The organism is Cellulophaga sp. HaHaR_3_176 (assembly GCF_019021925.1).
In the GTDB taxonomy this organism is placed as follows: domain Bacteria; phylum Bacteroidota; class Bacteroidia; order Flavobacteriales; family Flavobacteriaceae; genus Cellulophaga.
Genome location: NZ_CP058990.1, coordinates 1,908,476 through 1,926,943 on the forward strand (window position 1 = coordinate 1,908,476; position 18,468 = coordinate 1,926,943).

An 18,468-nucleotide genomic window follows, 5' to 3' on the forward strand; every position below is an offset into this window, starting at 1 on the left:
GACCTCAAAAATACGGATAGTAAAAGAATAAGCTATTTTTGACACTGTAAAAGATTCTTAAATTTTATGAAGTTTAAACTAAAAGCTATACTTGCACTATCACTATTACCACAAATAGTACTTGTAAAATGGCTTAGTAATTACCCTTTGGTTATTGAAAAATACTACAGTCAAGGTATTTACTCATACATATCTGGTTTTTTCAGATTTACGCTAGGGCGGATTCCTTTTTCTGTAGGTGATATTTTATATGCTTCTTTACTATTTTTAGGATTGCGTTACTTAATCTTAAAAAGAAAGTGTATTTGGAACAACAAATTGAACTTTTTAGTAAATATAGGCTTAGTTATAGCTGTAGCATATTTTACTTTTAATTTATCATGGGGATTAAACTACCACAGAGTACCAATTGCTAAAGCTTTAAAAATAGAAGAAAACAAAAGCCGAAAAGATCTTTTGGTTTTTGTAAATACATTAATAAATCATACCAATAATATCCAAGAAAAAATAGCTGGTGACACTACAAAAATTATAACAACTCCCTATTCTACCCAAGAAATTTTTGATAAAACGTTAGAAGGTTATAAATCTATAGAGAAAATTCACCCTTTTTTAAAATATGAAAACCCAAGTATAAAAAAATCAATATTTAGTTCTACACTTAGCTATATGGGATACGGGGGATATTTAAATCCGTTTACAAATGAAGCGCAAGTAAATGCTTTAATACCTCCCTTTAGGTTATCAGTAATTTCAGGACATGAAATTGGGCATCAAATAGGCTATTCTGCAGAAAACGAAACCAATTTAATAGGCTATTTAGTTACTCTGCATAATGATGATATTTATTTTAAATATGCTGCTCAAGCGTATGCATTAAGTTATTGTTTGAGTGATATTAAGCGAAATGATGAAGAGTTATTTTATAAATTACTTCCTAAGCTCAATAAGGGAGTTCTTAAAAACTATGAGGAGCTCACTAATTTTTGGAAAAAATATGAAAATGTCACAGAACCCGTTTTCAAAACCATTTTTAATACTTTTTTAAAGGCCAATAATCAGAAAGATGGTATTGAAAGTTATAGTAAAGTAGTTTTATTACTTGTAAGTTATCATCAAAAATATCCTCTTTAATTTTCATTTTTACAGTAAAAGCATCTCTTTTTTATATAGCCCACAGAAAGTTAATTTCATATGTTAAAATAAACTTAACACTCCTTTATTTAAGCCTTCATCTCGTATTTTTAGTTCTGACTAACAACATAAAACTCTACAGATGAAAACTCGATTAATGTTACTCGCCATAATTTGGTGTAGTAGTAATCTTTTTGCGCAAGACTATTTTCCTAAAAATGATGGCGTAAAATCTAAAAACAACAATTACACAGCTTTTACAAATGCTAAAATTTACGTAACCCCTACTCAGGTTATTGAGAACGGTACACTTTTAATACAAAACGGCAAAGTTGTACAGACAGGTAAAACAGTTACAATTCCTAAAAATACTGTAACCATTAATTTAAAAGGAAAATCTATCTACCCATCATTTATTGATGTTTATTCTGATTTTGGTGTTGAAAAACCTAAAAAACCAGAAGGCCGTAGCAGAAGAGCTACTCAATATGAGCCTTCAAGAGAGGGTTTTTATTGGAATGACCATATTATGCCTGAAAATAGTGCTGTTCAAAAATTTAAATACGACAGCAAAAAAGCTAAAGAATTACGTGAGGCTGGTTTTGGTGTTGTTAACGCTCACATACAAGATGGTATTGCACGTGGAACAGGAGTTTTAATTGCTTTAAATACAGAAGGTACTGATGCTAACCGCGTATTAGATGATAAATCTGCTCAGTATTTTTCTTTTAAGCGCAGTGTTCTTAAAAATCAATCATACCCAACCTCTTTAATGGGTACTACTGCTTTGCTTAGGCAAATGTATGTTGATATGAGTTGGTATGAAGCTGGAAACAGCACTACAAAAGATAGATCTTTAGAAGCTTTAATTGCGAATAAGAATTTAGTTCAAATTTTTGAAGCTAAAGATAAGGTCAACGATTTATTAGCTGATAAAATCGGTGATGCTTATGGTGTACAATATGCTATTGTTGCTGGTGGTGATGAATATGAGAATATTGAAGAAATAAAAGCTACCAATGCTAAATACATACTGCCATTAAATTTTCCTGATGCATACGATGTTTCTAACCCATACCAAGCAAAATATGTATCGTTAGAAGATATGCGCTATTGGAACCAAGCTCCTTTAAATGCTAAAATAATGGCTGATAAAGGTATTTCTTTTTCTTTTACAATGCATGATTCAAAATCATCTAAAAAATTTAAAGAAAACATATTAAAAACAATAACTTATGGCTTATCAAAAACAAAAGCACTAGAAGCTTTAACAACCGCACCTGCAGCTATACTTGGCAAGAGTAACCAAATAGGATCGTTACAAACAGGTAGCTATGCTAATTTTCTAATTACTTCTGGCGATATTTTTGATAATGAAACTACCCTTTTTGAAAACTGGGTTCAAGGTAACAGAAGTATTATTAATGATATAAATACGACTGACATAAGAGGTGATTATGATTTAACAATCGATAATAAAATATTTAAACTATCTATCACCGGAGAAGTAGCTAAGCCTAAATTGGAAGTGAAACAAGATACTTTAAAGCTAAAATCTAAAATTGGATATTTAAATGATTGGGTAAGCATTTCTTTTTTCACAAGTAAAGAAGAACAAAATTACCGAATGACAGGCGCTGTAACAAAAACTTCAGATGCGTTAACAGGTCGCTTAGTTTTACCTAATGGTACCGAAGCTACATTTAAAGCTATTAAAACAGAAGGCTTTACTGATAAAGAAAAAAAGGATAAAGAAGATACTACTCCCGAAGTTATGCCTATTACCTACCCTAATATAGGATATGGATATAATGAAAAGCCTAAACAAGAAACTATTTTATTCAAAAATGCAACGGTATGGACAAGTGAAGAAGCTGGTGTTTTAAAAAACACTGATGTTCTTATAAAAAATGGAAAAATCATTAAAATAGGAACTGACTTAAATGGTGGTAATGCAAAAATTGTTGATGCCACAGGAAAGCATTTAACTGCTGGTATTATTGATGAACATTCTCATATTGCACTTTTAGATGTTAATGAAGCAGGCCAAAACTCATCTGCTGAAGTAACAATGGAAGATGTTGTTAATAATGAAGATATGAATATTTACAGAAACTTAGCTGGTGGTGTAACCTCATCACAGCTACTGCATGGTTCTGCAAATCCAATTGGTGGTCAGTCTGCTATTATCAAATTAAAATGGGGAGAAACAGCTGATAAAATGATTTATGACAACAGTCCTAAATTTATAAAATTTGCTCTAGGTGAAAATGTAAAACAATCGAACTGGGGTAGCTTTAGTCGTTTTCCGCAAACCAGAATGGGTGTCGAGCAAGTATATATAAATTATTTTCAAAGAGGTAAAGAATATGATGCTCTAAAAAAGAGTGGAAAACCATATCGTTACGATCAAGAAATGGAAGTAATCGCAGAAATTTTAAACGGAGAGCGTTATATCAGTTGTCACTCATACGTACAAAGCGAAATTAATATGTTAATGAAAGTTGCTGAAAAATTTAATTTTAAAATAAACACATTCACGCATATATTAGAAGGTTATAAGGTTGCCGACAAAATGGTCGAACACGGTGTTGGTGGTTCTACTTTTAGCGATTGGTGGGCGTATAAATACGAAGTAAATGATGCTATACCTTACAATGCTGCAATAATGCATAGCCAAGGTGTTACAGTTGCTATTAATAGCGACGACAGAGAAATGTCAAGAAGATTAAATCAAGAAGCTGGTAAAATTATTAAATACGGTAATGTTTCTGAAGAAGAAGCATGGAAAATGGTAACCATAAACCCTGCTAAATTATTACACTTAGATGATAGAACGGGTAGTATAAAAGAAGGTAAGGATGCTGATTTAGTATTATGGTCAGACCACCCATTATCGATATATGCTAAATCAGAAAAAACACTTATTGATGGTGCTGTTTATTTTGACCTTGAAAAAGATAACCAACAAAGAGATGCTATTAAAAAAGAGCGTAGCTTATTAATTAATATGATGTTAAAAGATAAAGATGGAGGAAAACCTACACAATCGCCTAAGAAAAAAGATAAAGAGGTTTTTAATTGTGATAGTTTATAAAGTATAATACATTAAAACATTGAGTACTCTTTTTACTAAAATAATACATTAATACAATTCAAATGAACAAACACATATATAAACTCTTATTATTATTCTGCTGTACTAGTACTTTATTCGCACAGCAAACTCCTGCTCCTAAACAAACTGAAGCCATTACAATTGAAGGTGCTTATGCACATTTAGGAAATGGTAAGGTTATCGAAAATTCACTTATAATGTTTGAAGGTGGTAAACTAACTTTTGTCGGAGATGCTAAAATGAGAATTGCCCGAAAAGGTAAAATAATCAATGCAACAGGCAAACATATTTACCCTGGAATAATTGCTCCTGCAAAATCTTTAGGTTTGGTTGAAGTAGATGCTGTTAGAGCTAGTGATGACCAAGATGAGCTTGGAGAAATGATACCACATATTAGAAGCTTAATTGCTTATAATGCGGAATCTAAAGTTGTAGAAAGCATGAGACCTAATGGAGTATTACTAGCACAAATAGCTCCACAAGGAGGTCGAATTTCAGGTACATCATCAATTGTTCAATTTGATGCTTGGAACTGGGAAGATGCTGCAGTAAAAGTAGGCGATGGTATTCACTTAAATTGGCCGAACTCTTTTAGACAAGGTCGTTGGTGGCTTGGTGAAGAAAGAGGTTTTAAACCAAATAAAAAATATAAAGAAGAACAAAACGAGGTTACACTATTCTTAAAAAATTCGCAAGCTTATAACACAACATCTAGTAAAGAGCATAACCAAGCATTTGCGGCTATGAATGGTGTGTTTACAGGAGAACAAAAATTATATATTTATGCTGATGGAGAGCGTGAAATTATTGATGCTGTTACCCTTGCTAAAGAAAATAATGTAAAAAACATTGTTATTGTTGGGGGTTATGAAGCATACAAAATAACTGATTTTTTAAAAGAGAATAATATTGCTGTTCTTATAAACTTCACCCACAATTTACCTGAATTTGAAGATGATGATTACGACTTGCCTTATAAAAATCCAAAATTATTGGTTGATGCAGGTATATTAGTTGCGCTACAAAATGCTTCTGCTGCAAATTTTCAAACAAGAAACCTACCTTTTTATGCAGGTCAGATTGTTGGTCAAGGTTTAGATAAAGAAATTGCTTTACAATTAATTACAGGTAACACTGCCAAAATATTAGGTATTGATGCTGATTATGGTACTCTAGAAGTTGGTAAAAGTGCTACTTTATTTATTGCAGAAGGTGATGCGTTAGATATGCGCACCAACCAATTAAGTCAAGCTTTTATTGATGGCAGGTCGATTTCACTAGAAACACACCAAACAAAACTTTGGAAACGTTACATGGGTAAATACGAAGGAAAATAAATTACCCAATTATTTAATACTAAAAAGCGTCTATTTAAATAAATAGACGCTTTTTAATTTTAATACTTAACATGTATGCTTTGTTGCAAAAAAAGGCACTAATGCTCCTTCTTTATAAGCAAGATCTTTTGGTGTTAAACAAATAAACCCATCAGCCTCTGTTAAACAAGTCAAATCACCTGATCCATTGTTCTCAATTTTATTTGCCAATAATTTACCTTCAACCCATTTAATTTTTACAGGAAGAAATAAAGTTAATGACGATTGTATTTTAATTTCATTTTCAAGAATTACATATTTATCACTATAAAATAGGCCCATTGAATTTTTAAACCATGGCTTGAAATAAATATGGTAATTAACAAAAGTAGATACTGGGTTTCCTGGGAAAGAAAAAACCGCCGTTTTCGATACCTCATGCACTCCGAACCAAAATGGTTTTCCTGGTCGTTGTAATACTTTATGAAATATTTTTTCTACTCCTAAATCTTCTAAAACCTCTGGAATAAAATCAAACTTACCTTTAGAAACTCCTCCACTTAAAAGTAAAATATCATATTCATCTATAGCCTTTGATACTCTGTCTTCTAAAACTTTTTTATTATCAGTAATATGCAAATGATCTGCTATAATATTTTCCTTTAATAATGCTGCTTGTAATGATATTACATTTGAAGTTCTTATTTGGTGCGGTAAAGGTTTTATAGAAACAGGCACTAACTCATCTCCTGTTGAAATCACACAGATTTTTGGAAGTTTTTTAACCAAAACTGTAATTTTACCAACTGAAGCTAAAATTCCTATTTCTGCTGCCGTAATTAAAGTACCCTTATCTAATAAAGTTACTCCTTCTTTTTTGTCAGAACCTTTAAAGTGTATATTTTGTCCTTCATTTGAGACAGATTTTATTGTTGCGATATCATCTTTAATCTCTATATCTTCATACATTACAACAGTATCTGTATTCGCTGGTAATACAGCCCCTGTCATAATTTCAAAACAATTATTTATGTCTGATAATTTTTGCTGAGGAATGCCTGCAGGTAATACACCTTCTATTTTGAAAGCATTAATACCTTTTTCGAAAGTAGCGTAATTAATAGCGATACCATCTTTAGTTGACCTATCAAAAGGCGGAAAATCTCTATCAGCATGTATACTTTCTGCTAAAACTCTATTTGTACTATCTAATAAGGAAACTGTTTCTTCTCCAAAATCATTAGTATATAACATTACCCTTCTAAATGCCTCATCATATGTTATCATAATACTTCTAATCCGTTTTTTATTAATACCCTTACCCCTACTATAAACACTAAAAAAGCTGTGATTCTTTTAATGCCATTAGGAGTCAATTTTTTTAAACTAATTCGTATTCCAACTTGTCCTCCTATAAAAACTGCAACAATTAAAGCTAAAGCCTCTTTTACAGGAAGCTTTAATGTGCCAGAAATAATTAAGCCACCTAAGCCTGAAATAGAATTAACTAAAATAAAAAAACTAGCCAAAGCCGCTATCTTTATTGCTGAATTCCATTTAAAATGATTAAGAACTGGTGCTAAAAATATGCCTCCACCAATACCCACCAAACCTGAAATAAAACCTATTACACCACCAAATGCATAACTAAAATATGATGGGTATTTTTTGGTTTTATCTGTATATACTTTCTTTTTTAAAGTTTGTGCAACCAAAGCTAATGAAGATATTATTAGAGATACTCCTAGAATGATAAAAAAAAGTTGCTCACTTAATTTAAATGTTGCTCCTAAAAATGCTAACGGTATACTGCCTAATATAAAAGGGAAAAAATCTTTTAGTTTTGCATGACCATGCTTAAAATATAAAAAAGTACTCGTACTAACTACAACTAAATTACAGATTAGCGCTATAGCTCTTATTTCATAAAAACTAGATAAAAAAAGGGTTAACAGTGCTAAATAACTAGAACCGCCCCCAAACCCTACTGAAGAATATAGTGTGGCAATTACAAAAAAACCAAAACACAATACTATAAGGTTTTCACTACTTAGCAGCATAAACATTCATTTTGTTTATCCCTCCGGTAACGTTTATAAAATTTGTATTAGGCTGTTTTTCTTTTAAAAAAGTAATTGCTTTTTGACTTCTAATACCTGACTGACAAACCACATACAAATCTTCTAAAAAATTAAGCTCTGAAGTTCTATTCTCTAATTCAGAAATTGGAATATGAATAGTATTTTTTAAATGAAATTTTGTGTATTCTTCGTTCGTTCGAACATCTAAAAGCTGAATTTTTTCATGACTAATTAGTACTTCTAGATCTATTGCTTCAATAGATGAAATAGAAATATCACAACTAAAATCATATGATTTTCGAAGATTTTTTATCTCTCCATTTTCAACAACTTTAGAAAAGTTTATTTTCTGATAATTCTGATTTAAACCATCAAACAAAAGTAACTTACCAGAAAGCGTTGAGCCTATACCTGTAATTACTTTTACAGCTTCTAAAGCTTGTAAATTTCCTATTATACCTGGTATTACTCCTAACACTCCATTTTCATCGCAATTAGGCACCTCGTTTGCATTTGGCATTGTCGGAAACAAGCAGCGATACGTTGGGCCGTTTTCAAAATTAAAAACACTAACCTGCCCATCAAAACTATGTAACGCCCCGTAAACAAAAGGTTTATTTAGTATTACACAGGCATCATTAACTAAATAACGAGTAGCAAAATTATCAGAAGCATCAACAACAACATCGTATGTATTGATAATTTCTAAAGCATTTTCTACAGTTAAAAAACTATGATAAGGTATTAATATAGTCTCTGAATTTTGAAGTTGCAGTTTTTTTATAAATGAAGAAACTTTAGGTTTACCTATTTCACTTTCGTCGTACGCTACTTGCCTATGTAAGTTGGTAATACTAACTACATCATCATCAATAACACCTAAAGTACCAATACCCATTGCATTTAAATAGGTTAAAACTGGCACACCTAAGCCTCCTGCACCAACAACCAAAACCTTTGCCTTTAAAAGTTTTTTTTGGGCATCTAAACCAAATTCTTTTAATTGGGTTTGTCGAGAGTAACGTTCAAAATTCATTATTGGGTAACTATTTTTAAGGCTTCTTTATATTCTATTTCTGAATTTGCATTAAGTAACACATTTTCATCTGTTGGAAAAACTAAATGAACATCGTTATTAATTAAAAATTTACGAGGGCAGCTTCCTTTTTGTTCTTCCATGTAAGCTACAGATGCTTTTAAGCCTTCAGCTTCCCAAATAGCACATAAAGGCTCTGGTAAAGGGCTTTCTTTTAAAGCAAATGCTGTTGCTATTTTTGTTGTATCTCTTGCTGAAATTAATTCCTTTAAAGCATCAACATCTATTAGAGGTAAATCGCAAGCTAAAACCAACCATGCAACGTTTGAATACTTTTGGTGTGCGGAAAGTATTCCGTTATAAGGACCTCTGAATATATTTTGATCTATTATTGTTTGAAATTCTTCAGGAATTTCAGCTTCTTGATCTTTTCGAATGCTAATAAAAGTTTCATCGCAAACCTTATCTAACAACTGATAAATATAATCACGCTGAGGAATTCCGTGGTAAGCTATTAAGCCTTTGTCTTGACCCATTCGCGTACTTTTACCACCTGAAAGTACTAATCCGTATATTTTATCTATTGAAGTCACTTTTACCTCCTGTTTTTTTATCTAATTGAATTTCAGAAATCACTATGTCTTGTGAAAGTGCTTTGCACATATCATAAATTGTAAGTGCACTTACCGAAACGCCTGTTAAAGCTTCCATTTCTACACCTGTTCGTTCGTTACATTTTACCATACAAATAATTTCTAAACTTGTGCCTACTGGTTGAATATCAATGTTAATTTTTGATAATAGTAGTTGGTGACAAAGAGGAATTAAATCTGATGTTTTTTTAACAGCTTGTATCCCTGCTATTATAGCAGTTTGTAAAATACTCCCCTTTTTACCTAAAAATTCTTGATCGGCAAGGGTTTTAAAAACAGCCTCCGGAAAATTAACTTTACCTGAAGCTACTGCTACTCTTGCTGTAGTTTGTTTTTCAGAAACATCAACCATAGTTGCATTTCCTGAATCATCTATATGTGATAGTTTGTGTTCCATTACCCTCCTATTGATGTCATCGAATTAGAAAAAACGTCTTTATATTTTTCTTGTGCTTCGAATCCTGTTTTGGCTCTACTGCCAATTGCATTTAATATATGTTCTCTTACTTTTTCATCTGCATCTGTTTCTCGTAAAACCTTTAAAAGATTGTTACTAGCTTTTGCATATAAACATGTAATTATATCGCCTGTAGCTGATATTCTTAACCGATTACAAGAGCCACAGAATGTTCGCGAAAAAGAAGGAATTAACCCAAAAGAACCTTTGAAATTTGGTATTTTATAATTAATTGATGTTGATGTTTTTGGAGACTCTATCTGATAAAAATCAGGATATGCTTCTGCTATATGAGCTAAAATTCGCCTATAATCCCATTTTATGGTATTGAAGCTTTTACTCCCTCCATTAAATGGCATTTCTTCTAAAAAACGAATACCCACATTGTAATGCTTTGCTAAATCTAGCATCGGTATAATATCATCTGTATTTTGACCTTCTAACGCAATAAAGTTGATGCGAACATTAAAGCCTTCTGTAATTAAACGAATGATATTTTCATAAACAATATCGTATTGATTGCGACGGGTTATTTTTTCAAAAGTAGCTTTTGAAATAGCATCCATACTCACATTAATGTTTTTGATACCTAATGTCTTAAGCTCCTCAATATAAGACCCTATCACGGTAGCGTTTGTAGTGATTGAAATATCATCTAAACCTTCCATTTTAGAAAGCTCTCGAAGTAATACCATTAAATCTTTACGCACAAAAGGTTCGCCGCCTGTTATTCTAATTTTATTTACTCCTTGGGCGACTACTATTTTACTCAACCGAACAAGTTCTTCAATTGTAAAAAGCTTATCATTATTTGCAAAATTTATTCCTTCAGATGGCATACAGTAATTACAGCGTAAATTACAACGGTCTGTAACCGCTAAACGCAAATAATCGATTGTTCTATTATGATTGTCTACCAACATATTTTAAGGATGTGCTGAAACCCAAACGGATTTATTACTAAATACTTCTTTTTTCCAAATTGGAACACGTTCTTTTAAAGTATCAATTAAAAAACGACACGCTTCAAAACAAGCATCTCGATGTGCAGATGATGCGCCTACTATAACAACTGGTTCTTCTACTTTCTTTAAACCTACAGCATGGCGTATGACAACTTTATTTAATTGCCACTTTTCAACAGCTTCTATTGCAATTTTCTCCATCTCTTTAATGGCCATTGCTTTATACGTTTCAAACTCTAATGAAACCACAGCTTCGTTATTTGTAAACTCTCTAACGGTTCCTATAAAAACACAGATTCCCCCACTGCCAGCATCTGACAAGTCTTTATAAACTTGTGCTGTATCTATTTCATCTACTATTTCGATGTACATTTTCATACCTAACCTCCGCTTACTGGTGGAATAATTGCTATTTCATCATTTGTTTTCAAAAAAACATCTTCATTAGCATATTCACTATTAACAGCAATAGCAAAAGAAGATAGTTTAGCGAATTCTGGAAACAAACGAACCAAAACATCCTTCAATTCTAATACTGTAGAAGGGTGTTTTGGTTCGGAAGGAACTTCAAATTCTGAAGCTCCAATAATGTCTTTCGCAATACCAAACAATAATACTTTCATTCAAAACCTATTGAAGCAGAAAGTTAAGGATAATCGTTGGCAATAAAAATCCAATCTTGTTATATTTTTAATTACTTTTTTTCTTTGCTATCGTAGCTGATTCTGGCTTAGCATAATAGCTATCACCCATTTCTTTTTTAGAAAGTGTTACATTTTCAAAAAGTACAGTTTTTGCTATACCCATAATATTATTTCCTTCTGATTTATGCCAAGAAATTGATTTTGGTAGTTTTACACCTGAAACATCTTCCCAGTTATCATACTGAATCCAACTAATTTTATCAGATTTTTCACCAGTTCTATAAGTTACAGTGTACCCCAACCAAACCATTTGATATGTTGTTGCATCATAATACAAGAAGTATTCATCTTTAGGTGATGTACCCACTCCTTCTCCAAAAGTAATTTTTACTCCTGGATACGATGCTCCATCTACTTCTAAATTTTCTACTTCACTATAGTTTATACCACTATCTGCCAAAACAAAAGGCATTGCATAAAAATAGAAATACAAATTTTTATAAAAAATAGCATCTCCTTTAAATTGGTTTTCAGGATCTAAAACCCAAACATTTTCGCCATCAAAACCACGTTCAACAGTACCTACTACAACTTTTTCTTTTCTAGATTGTAAATCAACAGTATAAGCTTCGGTAACTTCTGGTGTAGGCTTATTAAATGTTAATGTTTTTTGTTCTTTCCAATTTTCTATACCACCGTGTGCCTCCAAAACCTTTTCTAATTCAGCTGGGTAACTTAATTTAACAGCTACATTCTCTATTTCCGTTTTTACATCTTTATTTAAAGGTTTATTGCCTTCTTTACAAGACAATACTGTTAGAAAAATTAAAAATAGGCTGATTGTTTTCATAATGTAGTTTTTAAATTATCTGTGTTTTGTCGACTATATAATTATAAGTTTACAAGATTAATTACTTTTGTTTTAATGAATGCAATAAAACAAATTAGTAGCTTACAGAACTCTTTGATTAAAAGCGTTTTAGTTTTAAAAGATAAATCTCGAGAACGCAAAAAAACTGGGGAATTTGTTTTAGAAGGTTCTAGAGAATTTCAATTAGCACTAAAAGGCAAATATACCATAAAAACCTTATTTTTTAATGAGGCAATAGTTACTGAAAAAGAAATACTTGAACTATTAAAAAACTTAAAACACTCACCTGAATTAATTAAGGTATCAAAAGAAGTATATCAAAAAATTGCATACAGAGAAACAACTGAAGGTATAATAGCTATCGCAAAAGCTAAATCGCACTTATTATCTGACTTAAAGTTTAACACTAAAAACCCTTTAATACTTATAGCAGAAGCTACAGAAAAACCTGGTAACATAGGAGCCCTATTAAGAACTGCCGATGCCGCTAAATTAGATGCTGTACTTATCGCTAATCCTAAAGGAGATTTATACAACCCTAACATTATACGTTCAAGCATTGGTTGCGTTTTTACTAATAATGTTGCTATGGGTAGTACTGAAGAAATCATATCTTTTTTAAAAGATAATGATATTGCTATATATTGTGCAGCTTTGACTGCCTCTGAAAATTATACGAAAATTGATTATTCTAAACCTTCTGCAATTGTTGTTGGCACAGAAGCTACAGGCCTATCAAACGAATGGCTCGATAATTCTACTCAAAACATTATTATTCCTATGGAAGGCGAAATAGATTCTATGAATGTATCAGTATCTGCCGCAATTGTAATTTTTGAAGCAAAAAGACAACGAGCTTTATAAGCCTACCTACCAAAAAACAAACCAAATGACAATTGAAGTTTTATTTTACATTATTATTGGTATACTTACTCTACAGTTTATACTAGAAACTAGCTTAGAGGTTTTGAATGCGAAAAAATATAAAGACCCTGTACCAAATGAGCTCAATGACGTTTTTGACTCTACAGCATACCAAAAGTCGCAAGATTATAAAGAAACTAATTATAAATTCGGTCTGATAACAACAACATTCTCATTTTTATTAACCATCTGTATTTTGATTTTTGGTGGTTTTGAATGGATTGATTCAACTGCTAGAAGTTTTACAGATAATACTATAGTTATCGCTTTAATTTTCTTTGGAATTATTATGATTGGTAGTGATATAATAACCACTCCATTTGCCTACTACTCTACTTTTAGTATTGAAGAAAAATTTGGCTTTAATAAATCTACCAGAAAATTATTTTTTTTAGATAAACTAAAAGGGTGGTTAATGACTATAGTTATTGGTGGATTATTGTTAGCTGCAATTATTTGGTTTTTTGAATGGGCTGGGTCTAATTTTTGGATATACACTTGGCTTTTAGTCGCTGTATTTTCTTTAATTATGAATCTATTTTATAGTCGATTAATTGTGCCTCTTTTTAACAAACAAACACCTTTAGAAAATGGCTCACTAAAAAGTAAAATTGAAAACTATGCACAACAAGTAGGTTTCGAACTTCAGAATATATTTGTAATAGATGGCTCTAAAAGATCAACAAAAGCAAATGCTTATTTTTCAGGCTTTGGTAAAGAAAAAAGAGTTACACTTTATGACACACTGATTAATGATTTAAATGAAGATGAAATTGTTGCTGTTTTAGCTCATGAAGTTGGACATTATAAGAAAAAGCATATTATATTTAATTTATTTGCATCAATATTACTAACTGGGCTTACTCTTTTTATATTATCACTTTTTATAAATACTCCAGAAGTATCATTAGCAATTGGCGTAAATACACCTAGTTTTCATGCTGCACTTGTCGGTTTTGGTATTTTATACAGTCCCATTTCAGAAATTACTGGGCTAGTTATGAACTATATGTCTAGAAAATTTGAATACCAAGCAGATGATTATGCTAAAAACACCTTTGCTTCTACCCCATTAATTACATCTCTTAAAAAACTATCTAAAAATAGTTTAAGCAATCTAACTCCGCACCCAGCTTATGTTTTCATGCATTATTCTCATCCAACCTTAATTGATAGAATAAAAAACTTAAAGGCATAATTTTTGTAGGTTAGTTGGTAGTATTATCTTATTTTTAATATTATGATGACCGAAGAAGCAATAGAAAAAGAAAATAAGCAAATTGCAAAGCAATATAAAGAATTGCTTCGCATCAGCTATCAAACACTTTCCGATGAGGATAAGAAATTGATACGCTCTGCATTTGACATTGCTGTTGATGCTCATAAAAACCAAAGAAGAAAATCTGGAGAAGCTTATATTTTTCATCCTATAGCGGTTGCTAAAATTGTAGCTTCTGAAATTGGATTAGATGCTGTTTCTATAGCATCTGCTCTTTTACATGATGTTGTTGAGGATACCGAATATACACTAGATGATATTGAACGCCTTTTTGGTGAATCTGTAGCCAGAATTGTTGATGGACTTACAAAAATTGCTCACCTGAAAAAAGATATGAACATATCGCAGCAGGCTGAGAATTTTAGAAAAATGCTTTTAACACTTAATGATGACATTAGAGTTATCATTATTAAAATTGCTGATCGATACCATAACATGCTTACGATGGATTCAATGCCAGAGTATAAGCAGGTAAAAATAGCTTCTGAAACACTTTATATTTATGCTCCGCTTGCACATAGAATTGGACTATATAATATAAAAAATGAATTAGAAGATTTAAGCTTAAAGTATACAGAACCAGAGGTTTACAGTGATATCCTAAGTAAAATAGAAGAAACTAAAGAAGAACAAAAAGAATATATCGACAATTTCTCTTCTGTTATTAGCGACTCATTAACAAAAGAAGGTCTTAATTACCTTATAAAAGGTCGTATGAAGTCTATTTTTTCTATTAGAAGAAAAATGGTGACTCAAAATGTAACCTTCGATGAAATTTATGACAAATTTGCCATTCGAGTAATTTATAAGTCTGACAAGCAAAATGAGAAATTTTTAGCTTGGAAAATATATTCGATTGTTACAGATCATTTTACACCTAACCCTGTTCGTTTACGTGATTGGATTTCCTCTCCAAAATCTACTGGATATGAAGCCTTACACATTACTGTTATGGGGCCTATGGGTAAATGGGTTGAAGTGCAAATTAGAAGTGAACGTATGCATGAAATTGCAGAAAAAGGATATGCTGCTCATTATAAATACAAACACGGTAATCAAAAAGAAATTGGTATTGAAGAATGGTTAAACAAACTTCAAGAAGCCTTAGAAAATGCGAATACAAATGCTGTTGATTTTGTTGAGGAATTTAAACTAAACCTATATTCTAAAGAGATATTTGTTTTCACCCCCAAAGGAGAACTAAAATCACTACCTAAACATTCAACACCGTTAGATTTTGCTTTTAACATACATACCGAAGTAGGTATGCACACACGTGGTGCTAAAGTTAATGGGAAACTAGTACCTTTAAACACTACACTTAATAGTGGTGATCAGGTAGAAATTATAACCTCCGAGAGTGCACAACCAAACCAAAACTGGTTAGATTATGCAACAACTGCTAGAGCAAGAGCCAAAATAAAAAGTACACTAAGAGAAGAGAAAAAGAGTGTTGCTTTAGAAGGTAAAGAAGTACTTAGAAGAAAACTGAGGTCACAAAAAATAAGCTTTAGTGAAGATACTATTAACAAAATGGTTCTTTATTTTAAACTAAAAACTAGTTTAGATTTATTTTACAGAGTCGGTATTGGAGCTATTGACAATCAAAAAATAAAAGAATTTTCTGCTACTTACAGCAACGCATTTATAAACTTTTTTAAAAACAAAATACGTAGAGTACAAACTGTCGAAGATATTGACAAAGATGAGATTACCTCTAAGTACGACATGTTAGTTTTTGGCAAAGAAGAAGAAAAGCTACCTTACAAATTATCACCATGTTGCAACCCTATACCTGGTGATGATGTGTTTGGCTTTGTTAGTATTAACGAAGGAATAAAAGTACATTCTAAAAATTGCCCTAACGCAATTTCACTGCAATCTAATTATGCGTATCGTATAATGAGTGCGAAGTGGATAGACTCTAGTCAGCAAGAATTTACTTCTGAAATCAGACTTACAGGAATTGACAATTTAGGGTTGGTAAGTAGTATTACCGATATTATTTCTGGCAACATGCATGTAAATATGCGAAATCTAAATTTTAGCACCGATGGCGGAACTTTCAAAGGCACCATAACCGTTGTTGTTAAAAATAATGACATATTAAAAAAACTTATCAACAATTTAAAAGGCATTAACGGTATAGACAAAGTAAGCAGAATTTAAATTTTAGCTGTACATTTGTAACCTGAAAGATGCATAAGTTCTTATGAGCAATAACAAGAACCAAGACATCGTAAAAAATGTCTTTACTAACTTTTTAGAAGAAAACGGGCACAGAAAAACACCTGAACGCTACGCTATACTCCAAGAAATCTACGATAGCGAGGAGCATTTTGATATAGAGAGTCTTTATATCAACATGAAAAATAAAAATTATAGAGTAAGCCGTGCTACCTTATACAATACAATTGAACTTTTATTAGATTGTAAATTGGTAAGAAAGCATCAGTTCGGGAAAAATCAAGCACAATACGAAAAATCTTATTTTGACAGACAGCACGATCACGTGATTTTGACTGACACTGGTGAGGTTATTGAGTTTTGTGACCCTCGTATTCAATCTATAAAAAAAACCATAGAAGAAGTTTTTGATATCACAATCAATACACACTCGTTGTACTTTTATGGGACTAGAAACAAAAAAGAAGATAATACAAATAATTAACCAATTACAATAATGGCAGTAGATTTACTACTAGGACTTCAGTGGGGAGACGAAGGAAAAGGAAAAATAGTTGACGTACTAACTCAAGATTATGATATAATCGCTCGTTTTCAAGGAGGACCAAATGCTGGTCATACTTTAGAATTTGATGGGATTAAGCATGTTTTGCATACTATTCCTTCAGGGATTTTTCACAAAGGAGCAATTAACATAGTAGGTAACGGAGTTGTTATAGACCCTGTTATTTTCCAGAAAGAATTAGATAACTTGAAGCAGTTTAAATTAGATATCAAATCTATTTTATTCATTTCAAGAAAAGCTCATTTAATTTTACCAACACATCGTTTATTAGATGCTGCTTCTGAAGCTGCAAAAGGTAAAGCCAAAATAGGTTCTACTTTAAAAGGTATCGGCCCGACGTATATGGATAAAACTGGCCGTAACGGAATGCGTATCGGTGATTTAGAACTATCTGATTGGAAAGAAAAATACCGTAACCTTGCTGACAAACATGAAGCAATGATTGGTTTTTACGATGTAGATATTCAATATGATCTACAAGAATTAGAAACTGATTTCTTTAAAGCGGTTGAAGAATTAAAACAACTTACTTTTATTGATAGCGAAGAATTTTTATTCAAAGCGCAAAGAGAAGGTAAAAAAATATTAGCTGAAGGTGCACAAGGATCTTTATTAGATATTGATTTTGGAACATATCCATTTGTTACTTCATCAAACACGACTGCTGCTGGTGCATGTACTGGTTTAGGTGTTGCCCCAAATCAAATAGGCGATGTAAAAGGTATTTTCAAAGCCTATACTACTCGTGTTGGTAGTGGTCCATTCCCTACTGAACTTTTTGATGAAGATGGTGAAACCATGGGAAGAGTTGGTAATGAATTTGGTGCAACAACTGGTAGAGCAAGAAGGTGTGGTTGGTTAGATTTAGTTGCTTTAAAGTATGCTGTTCAAATTAACGGTGTTACTGAGTTAATGATGATGAAAGGTGATGTTTTAAGCGGCTTCAAAAAATTAAAAATTTGTACTGCTTACGACTATAAAGGAGAAAAAATAACTCATTTTCCATACAATATAGAAGCTGATAGTGTAACACCTATTTATACTGAAATGGATGGCTGGGATGAAGACTTAACCAAAATGAGCAAAGCGGAACAATTACCAGATGCTTTAAATAAATATATTGATTTCTTAGAAAAAGAACTCGAAGTGCCAATTAAGATTGTTTCTGTTGGTCCAGATAGAACACAAACAATACACAGATAAATTAAAAAGCCACTTTAAAAAGTGGCTTTTTAATT

The 18,468-nt window shown here is 31.8% G+C and carries 17 protein-coding genes; 8 read left to right on the forward strand and 9 right to left on the reverse strand.

The window, feature by feature from the left end:
- Positions 1-66: 66 nt before the first annotated feature.
- The 3 genes from H0I23_RS08370 to H0I23_RS08380 all read left to right on the forward strand — a co-directional run bounded on the left by H0I23_RS08370 (position 67) and on the right by H0I23_RS08380 (position 5,589).
- Entirely contained in the window at positions 67-1,134 is a 1,068-nt protein-coding gene (locus tag H0I23_RS08370) for a DUF3810 domain-containing protein (protein ID WP_216782781.1), read from the forward strand.
- 142 nt (positions 1,135-1,276) lie between these two features.
- Complete coding sequence (locus tag H0I23_RS08375) at positions 1,277-4,231, forward strand: amidohydrolase family protein (RefSeq protein WP_216782782.1); 2,955 nt, start codon at positions 1,277-1,279, stop codon at positions 4,229-4,231.
- Between the two features lie 62 nt (positions 4,232-4,293).
- Positions 4,294-5,589, forward strand: a complete 1,296-nt coding sequence (locus tag H0I23_RS08380) for an amidohydrolase family protein (RefSeq protein ID WP_216782783.1) — start codon at positions 4,294-4,296, stop codon at positions 5,587-5,589.
- 66 nt (positions 5,590-5,655) lie between these two features.
- Here H0I23_RS08380 and H0I23_RS08385 read toward each other — a convergent pair whose 3' ends face one another.
- The 9 genes from H0I23_RS08385 to H0I23_RS08425 form a co-directional block, all read right to left on the reverse strand.
- The gene (locus H0I23_RS08385) at positions 5,656-6,855 is read right to left on the reverse strand and encodes a molybdopterin molybdotransferase MoeA (protein ID WP_216782784.1); all 1,200 of its coding nucleotides are present in this window, start codon (positions 6,853-6,855) and stop codon (positions 5,656-5,658) included.
- Entirely contained in the window at positions 6,852-7,628 is a 777-nt protein-coding gene (locus H0I23_RS08390) for a sulfite exporter TauE/SafE family protein (protein WP_216782785.1), read from the reverse strand. The genes H0I23_RS08385 and H0I23_RS08390 overlap by 4 nt, the downstream gene beginning before the upstream one ends.
- A complete protein-coding gene (locus H0I23_RS08395; protein ID WP_216782786.1) occupies positions 7,615-8,685 on the reverse strand; it encodes a HesA/MoeB/ThiF family protein in 1,071 nt (356 codons plus the stop codon). Before H0I23_RS08395 ends, H0I23_RS08390 begins: the two co-directional genes overlap by 14 nt.
- Positions 8,685-9,278: a molybdenum cofactor guanylyltransferase gene (locus H0I23_RS08400; protein WP_216782787.1), complete on the reverse strand. Its 594-nt coding sequence runs from the start codon at positions 9,276-9,278 to the stop codon at positions 8,685-8,687. The genes H0I23_RS08395 and H0I23_RS08400 overlap by 1 nt, the downstream gene beginning before the upstream one ends.
- Positions 9,262-9,735, reverse strand: coding sequence for a cyclic pyranopterin monophosphate synthase MoaC (moaC, locus tag H0I23_RS08405; protein WP_216782788.1), 474 nt, complete (start codon positions 9,733-9,735; stop codon positions 9,262-9,264). Before moaC ends, H0I23_RS08400 begins: the two co-directional genes overlap by 17 nt.
- Positions 9,735-10,718 (reverse strand): GTP 3',8-cyclase MoaA, encoded by a 984-nt coding sequence (gene moaA, locus H0I23_RS08410; RefSeq protein ID WP_216782789.1) that lies wholly within the window; start codon positions 10,716-10,718, stop codon positions 9,735-9,737. The genes moaC and moaA overlap by 1 nt, the downstream gene beginning before the upstream one ends.
- 3 nt (positions 10,719-10,721) lie before the next feature.
- Positions 10,722-11,138 carry a molybdenum cofactor biosynthesis protein MoaE gene (locus tag H0I23_RS08415; RefSeq protein WP_216782790.1) on the reverse strand — a complete coding sequence of 139 codons (417 nt, stop codon included), beginning with the start codon at positions 11,136-11,138 and terminating at the stop codon, positions 10,722-10,724.
- 2 nt (positions 11,139-11,140) lie between these two features.
- On the reverse strand, positions 11,141-11,383 hold the full coding sequence (locus H0I23_RS08420) for a MoaD/ThiS family protein (protein ID WP_216782791.1): 243 nt from the start codon (positions 11,381-11,383) through the stop codon (positions 11,141-11,143).
- A 67-nt stretch (positions 11,384-11,450) separates the two neighbouring features.
- Positions 11,451-12,254 (reverse strand): DUF6503 family protein, encoded by an 804-nt coding sequence (locus H0I23_RS08425; protein ID WP_216782792.1) that lies wholly within the window; start codon positions 12,252-12,254, stop codon positions 11,451-11,453.
- A 75-nt stretch (positions 12,255-12,329) separates the two neighbouring features.
- Here H0I23_RS08425 and H0I23_RS08430 point away from each other — a divergent pair, with 75 nt between their 5' ends.
- Genes H0I23_RS08430 through H0I23_RS08450 form a run of 5 tightly spaced genes read left to right on the forward strand, consistent with a single transcriptional unit; the run spans position 12,330 to position 18,433 of the window.
- Complete coding sequence (locus tag H0I23_RS08430; protein WP_216782793.1) at positions 12,330-13,139, forward strand: RNA methyltransferase; 810 nt, start codon at positions 12,330-12,332, stop codon at positions 13,137-13,139.
- Between the two features lie 25 nt (positions 13,140-13,164).
- Positions 13,165-14,397, forward strand: a complete 1,233-nt coding sequence (locus H0I23_RS08435) for a M48 family metallopeptidase (RefSeq protein WP_216782794.1) — start codon at positions 13,165-13,167, stop codon at positions 14,395-14,397.
- Between the two features lie 45 nt (positions 14,398-14,442).
- Entirely contained in the window at positions 14,443-16,647 is a 2,205-nt protein-coding gene (locus tag H0I23_RS08440; protein WP_216786051.1) for a bifunctional (p)ppGpp synthetase/guanosine-3',5'-bis(diphosphate) 3'-pyrophosphohydrolase, read from the forward strand.
- 43 nt (positions 16,648-16,690) lie between these two features.
- Entirely contained in the window at positions 16,691-17,149 is a 459-nt protein-coding gene (locus H0I23_RS08445; RefSeq protein ID WP_216782795.1) for a Fur family transcriptional regulator, read from the forward strand.
- Between the two features lie 12 nt (positions 17,150-17,161).
- Positions 17,162-18,433: an adenylosuccinate synthase gene (locus H0I23_RS08450; protein WP_216782796.1), complete on the forward strand. Its 1,272-nt coding sequence runs from the start codon at positions 17,162-17,164 to the stop codon at positions 18,431-18,433.
- The last annotated feature ends 35 nt before the right edge of the window (positions 18,434-18,468 follow it).